General features: G+C 27.7%; 4 protein-coding genes. All 4 read right to left on the bottom strand.

The genetic code is table 11. The features are described from left to right. Nucleotides 1-103: 103 nt before the first annotated feature. A complete protein-coding gene (locus BW946_RS20945; RefSeq protein ID WP_076598017.1) occupies nt 104-898 on the bottom strand; it encodes a GLPGLI family protein in 795 nt (264 codons plus the stop codon). Between the two features lie 69 nt (nt 899-967). Continuing rightward, entirely contained in the window at nt 968-2053 is a 1086-nt protein-coding gene (gene gwsS, locus BW946_RS20940) for a grasp-with-spasm system SPASM domain peptide maturase (protein WP_076598016.1), read from the bottom strand. Between the two features lie 175 nt (nt 2054-2228). Further along, a complete protein-coding gene (gene gwsG / locus BW946_RS20930) occupies nt 2229-3131 on the bottom strand; it encodes a grasp-with-spasm system ATP-grasp peptide maturase (protein ID WP_076598014.1) in 903 nt (300 codons plus the stop codon). 199 nt (nt 3132-3330) lie between these two features. Then, the gene (locus BW946_RS20925; protein WP_076598013.1) at nt 3331-3555 is read right to left on the bottom strand and encodes a grasp-with-spasm system A modified peptide; all 225 of its coding nucleotides are present in this window, start codon (nt 3553-3555) and stop codon (nt 3331-3333) included. Between the last annotated feature and the right edge of the window lie 649 nt (nt 3556-4204).

The raw sequence follows: 4204 nt of genomic DNA, 5'->3' as shown, positions 1-4204 counted from the left end.
TAATAAAAAGTTATTTCCGTAAAATTTTTTGAGCTATGAGGGCTCAAAATTTTCCAGAATAACTTTTTAACTTACACAGTTAGTGAGACACTACCAAAAAATTTTATTTATAGTTTATTTTGTGATTTAATTCAATTGGATTATTTTTTTGTAAAATATTATTTTGCATTTCTTTATTCTTTATAGAAATATCCACTGTATTACCTTTCGGGTCGGTAAATGTGACTGTTTTTCCCATTGCTACTTTTGAATTTACATCATATGGATCATTAAAAAATGATTTTGCAAGTATTTCATATTTTTTCCAATCAATTTTTATTGCTTTTTTGCGTGCATCAAAAATATTTCCGCCTTTTTTGACTTCTATTAAATTAAATGAATATTCATTGTTTGAATCTTGAATAGAAATAATCAGACCAGGTAAACCATTAAAAATATAGGGACCATCTCCAAAAGGTAATTCTGTAGTAAACCAAGCAATCCAGTTTCTTCCTCCATAATTGGTTTCTGCTTTTTGAGATTTATATTTTCCTATAATTTTTTGTTCGGAAGTTATTTTCCACTCTAGTATTTCCTCAATTGGAAGAAAATAATCTGTTCCCAAATAAGTTATTACTTTTTCAATTTTATTTTGAGTTAGATTCTTTTTGATATAGAATTGGTTTTCAACACCCATTTTATACCTTCCGTTTCCATTATTCAACTTTATTGAATCTGATTTTTTGTCTTGTGACTCTCTAAAAATTGAAGTATTATTTTTTAAATCCAAAATCATATTATCGGAATAAACATCATCTGCTTTTTCTGAATTCAGTTTGTATTTTGCTTCGTAAATAAAACTAAATTTTTGAGAGAAGCAAAATGTAGAAATTCCAAGAAAAAATATTATAAATTTCATTTTTGACAAGTATTTGTTTAAATTTTCTTCTAAGTTTTGTTTAATAAAGAATAGGGAAGTGTCTTTGCATTATTTTTTAACCAAATCTTGCATCCCATAAAAATTGATGGCTTTTTGTTTTAAAGGACTTTTACTCCATTCTTCCCATTCTCCTGTGTAGGGATCATAACCACATTTTAAAGGTTTTGAGATGTCTAAACCATGTTTGTTTTTGTGGGTTTGTTCTGTGAAAGCTCTACAATCAGTGCAGATGTAGCGGAACTCACAATCTTTACAAACTTCTATATTATCTTTGGTAAGATTCCAGTATTTTTTGAAATATTTTTGGTTTAATGCTTCTTCTAAAGTGGTATCTTTTATATTCCCAAAACTTTGTGGCATTGCAGGACAATTTTTGATATTACCATTGATATCTATGGCGATTTTTTTATGGAGACACGAATTATGATTGATAGCTTCTAAGATTTTTGGGAGATTTGTGTTGAAATATTTTAAATCTACTTTGCCACAAGAATTGATTTTTACTTCATGTTTTATAAAATCTACACTGAATCTATATTTATCTTTTGGCTTAAAAGGATTTTTTTCACAATTATAAAATACCAAACTATAAATTCTTCCTGTTTCCGAATTGAGTTTTTCAATGAAATCTAAATTTACTTCTTCATGATAATGTAAAAATAATTCTATTCCGCAAAGTACGGATGTCTCAAAATATTTATCAATTTGCTTTATTTCTTCAAAACTTAGATATTTTTCACAATATATAACCAAATGTTTAATATCCAAACTTTCTATTGATTCTTTGATTTTTTCTAAAATAGAAATATTATCCAATTCAATAAAGATATTAGAAATCTTGCTGGAGTCATGAAATTCTAAAGACATGGGTGGAAAGTTCCTATTCCAGTCTTTATTTGAAATAAAACCGTATTCTTTTTCTAAAAGAAAATTCAAATACTCTTCAAATAATTGTTTTGAATCTTCATCGTACATTTCTACTATATTTTCAATAGAATTATTTTTTAATTCTTCGATAATTTCATCTAATTCCAATGGCATCAATTCTGAAGTATTTCTTTGAAGGTCAGAAATAAGAATTCTTGTTGCTCCTTTTGTTACAAAAATATTGCTGAATAAATTGAAATATCTCATATAAGTCTTGTTAAAAATTTCCCAGGTTTTTCTCGGACATAAAAATCGGTTTGGTATTTTTTAGATTTAACATAATAAACTATTTCATTCCTTGAAACTCCAATTCTTTTTGTCCTTATAACTTCCATATATTTGAAAGTCAGAGGCAAATTATTTTTTTCTTCAAATAAATTTTTCATAGATATGTTGCGATTTCTTTTTCTAACGAATAATTACAAAAAAATGAAAGTCCTAAAAACTGCCCAATCGGATTTACTTCTAAAAAAAAATATTTTTCTCCACTCTTGATAAAATCTAGAGAGCCACAGTTTAAATCTAAAGAAAGCATTAATAAATGAATTTTTTCTTCAATACTTTTTGGTAGATTATACCTAACATTTCTATTAGGTACTTCAGTATTATATTTTCTAAAATCAACTTTAGTTTGCTCATCATTTTGGGAAAATATTGCGAAAGACCAACATTTACCATCAAGATAAAATGTTCTGATTTCAAAATCTTTCTCAATTTTTTCTTGAAAAAAAGAAATGAAAAAATCATTTTTTATATGTTCATCCACAACTGCAGTATATAATACCCCGTCAGTATCTTTTGCAATTGATTGAAGCGTAGGATTTCCAGCGATTGGTTTTGTAATCGTCCTTCTCAATTTAACATTTTTTGTATTATTTGATAGATAATAGTCTGGAACATCTAAACCTGCTTTCCTTGCCTTGTCTAAAACCAATAATTTATTTACATGTGTATTAGATTGTTTGTTAAGATGCTTTTTTGACTCTAAAATGTGCATCACATATTCTTCTAACCAATGCTGAGTTTCATTCATATGGATATTTACTCCCTCATTATCGTAATAAAATCGTTTAAATTTTATCCCACCTCTTCTGTACCAAACACTAGTAATTTCATCCAAAAAAAAATGATTTTTTTCACTTTCGAGAAAAATCTTAGTGTCTTTCATTTTTATCTCAAATGTTTCATCTTCATGAATAAGAATAAATTTTTTTTCAAAACGAAATAGCCATTTTATAACTTCTGTTGTCGTAATTTCTTTTTTTTTCGAAATAATTACAATCATCTTTACTGTGTTTATTATAATTTATTTTATGATTGAGTTCAATTGGATTATTATTTTCTAATATTTGGATGATATTTCACCTTATAGAGAACACGAGTGTTCTGAGCTAAATAAAAGTAACTTAATAATACAAAAAATAAAATTTTATAAATAATGTGAAACAAAATTTATAAAAAAAAGGGCATTTGCGCCCCTTTTTTTAACCTAAACCATTACTAGGTCCATGCCAACTTACTCGTCCTTCATACTTCCAAACGCCATTCGTATCAGAATAATAATCTGTATCTCCACCACCAACAGAATTATACACATTAGACGCTTCCATGCTAGTGCTATCTGCTCCTCCTTTGATAGATTTTAAATCTACCAGTTTTTTGTTTTCTAATGAAGAGAAATTTTTTTTCATTCCTGTTAATTTTTTCATGATAAAAAAAAGTTTTTGATTTTCCTACTCGTTAGCTTTTCGGATTCCGCTTTGATTTTGCTAAAAATAGTGGTTATTTTTATTCAAAATTATATTTCATTAAAAAAAACATTTAACATCTATACTTTAGAGAAATACTCAAAATTCATCAGGTCTTTGGAAGCATTGCTCTTTGTGTCCCGTTTTTGTTCTTTCATTTTCTGCAAGAGTTGTTTTGCGGTTTTCTGATTATGTTTGCGCTTAGAAACAATCAACAAAGTTGATTCCTGCCTTTGCTTCCTTAAAAATAAAGTATTAGCTACTAATCCTTTGCGTTATATTTAAATTACAAGTGTGTTATTTCGGATCAGTCTCAAAAGTTGGGGGGAATGTTAAGTAGCTTTATCTTTGCCTAATGTTAAGCGATCACGAACTTCTTAAATTATTACTTCCGGAATTTTTAGTTCAGCACTTTGATATCCTCAAAGCAGAACCTCATGATGCAGAACTTCATATCTATTTTGAAGAAAAAAAACAGCATTCCCCATGAATTCAAAGAAAGACTACTGGAATCGAAGGGCTTTTTACCTGAAATTATTGTAGATGATTATCCATTACGGGGTAAAATCGTAAAACTCCATGTGAAAAGAAGAAGATGGACTGATAAATC

Origin of the sequence: Chryseobacterium sp. RU33C (assembly GCF_900156015.1) — a bacterium.
GTDB classification, from domain to species: Bacteria; Bacteroidota; Bacteroidia; order Flavobacteriales; family Weeksellaceae; genus Chryseobacterium; species Chryseobacterium candidae.
Note: the sequence above shows the minus strand (reverse complement) of the source record. Positions and strands in the feature narration are given on the sequence as shown.

Bases quoted from the DNA above. Each gene is read 5' to 3' on its own strand.
- BW946_RS20945 (WP_076598017.1), bottom strand. From the start codon at position 898: ATGAAATTTATAATATTTTTTCTTGGAATTTCTACATTTTGCTTCTCT.
- gwsS (WP_076598016.1), bottom strand. From the start codon at position 2,053: ATGAGATATTTCAATTTATTCAGCAATATTTTTGTAACAAAAGGAGCA.
- gwsG (WP_076598014.1), bottom strand. From the start codon at position 3,131: ATGATTGTAATTATTTCGAAAAAAAAAGAAATTACGACAACAGAAGTT.
- BW946_RS20925 (WP_076598013.1), bottom strand. From the start codon at position 3,555: ATGAAAAAATTAACAGGAATGAAAAAAAATTTCTCTTCATTAGAAAAC.